Source organism: Bacteroidota bacterium, from assembly GCA_030706565.1.
Classification (GTDB): Bacteria; Bacteroidota; Bacteroidia; order Bacteroidales; family JAUZOH01; genus JAUZOH01.
In genome coordinates this window covers 1-1,471 of record JAUZOH010000586.1, presented here as the reverse complement: position 1 = coordinate 1,471, position 1,471 = coordinate 1, and the positions used below count along the sequence as shown (strand labels likewise).

2 protein-coding genes are annotated in these 1,471 nt (G+C 41.3%); both read right to left on the bottom strand.

The window, feature by feature from the left end; genetic code table 11:
• Window positions 1–393, bottom strand: a 393-nt coding sequence (locus tag Q8907_17010) for a beta-galactosidase (GenBank protein ID MDP4275970.1), incomplete at its 3' end; no start/stop codon positions are given.
• Window positions 394–484: 91 nt separating this feature from the next.
• On the bottom strand, window positions 485–1,471 hold a 987-nt coding region (locus Q8907_17005), incomplete at its 5' end, for a glycoside hydrolase family 97 catalytic domain-containing protein (GenBank protein MDP4275969.1).

Here is a 1,471-nt window from a genome sequence, read left to right as displayed (position 1 = left end):
CATTGCCTGCTGGCCATCCTGCATCGGACCAATAACCTTGTTTTTCATAATTGCATCATCGGGTAAGCGGTAGTTCAAAACACATGCCGTGATACCTATACTATTCAACCATTTGGCAATTTCCGTACCCTCATTTATGAAAGATAAACCATAATAAGCACCTCCCGGGCAAACAACCACTGCTGTCCCGGTATTATTGCCGGAGGGGGCAGGATATACATTTAGAGTGGGAGTGGTAATAAACCTTATTTTTATCCAATAAAGAGAATCAACCTTTTGTTTATAAGCGGAATTCGGGATTGAACCGGGCACTTTCCCGTTCCAGATATCAATCACCTTGCTTTGTCCGAATAAACTTCCACTGATTACAATCAGGCAAATGAATGCCGACATTAGTCTTTTTAAATTCATAATATTTTTATTCTTTATTTTACTCAACAATTAACATCTTTTCATTTCAGGAACACTAACTCATTTCCGAACTTCATTTCCTTTTAACAACCCCTGCAAACCCGCCTCTGGGCAGACAATCAACTTTTACTTTATCTCCTTTATGTATTTTTATTGTTTCAGAAGAAAAAGATTTATTGTCCTTACCATCTTTAATAATCTGCAAATTATAGGTTCCTTTATCAAGAAAATCAAAGCTTATGATTAAAGTCTGAGGTTGATCCTTCCCGTTTAACCCGCCTACATACCATTTGTCGTCTTTCTTTCTGGCAATCACAACTTTTTCGCCGGGGTATCCATCTATCAGTTTAGTATCATCCCAGGCAACAGGAATTTGCCTTAAAAATTCCTTGGGTTCGGGTGGTAAAGCTTCGTAAGCTGAGGGCCGGTCGGCAAAATGTTGCAATCCTGATTCAAACACGACAGACAAGGCCAGTTCGTGTCCATAAGAAGTAATATGAGGATATTGAGAATTAGAAAACGTAACCGGGGTATAGTCCATAGAGCCAACCACATTGCGCGTAAAGGGAAGTGTGGTATTATGAACCGCTGCTTTATCAGTTAATACAGGACCATTGTTGTACCATTCCGCGCCATATATGGCTTCCATTGACATCAGGTTAGGATATGTACGTGCCCAGCCCCTAGGAACGGTAGCCCCGTGAAAATTTACCATTAAATGATATTTCGCAGCATCTTTCAAAATGTCGATATAATATTTCATCATATCCTGCTGGTCGCCGGCAAAAAAATCAACCTTGATCCCGTAAACTCCAATTTGATTGAGCCACGCGAATTCTTTTGCCCGTTTTTCGGACGTCAGCAAACGGTCGTTTGGTGTGGGACCGAGCCAGCTGGTGCCGGAATTGTACCACATCATCGGCTTAATCCCTTTGCTTTTTGCATAATTCACCGCATCGGTTATATTCCCGCCATTAGTCATTTGATCCCATTCCCAGTCAATAAGCAGGTAAGGCCAGTTCATTTCCACGGCAAGGTCCACATATTTCATAACCGTTTG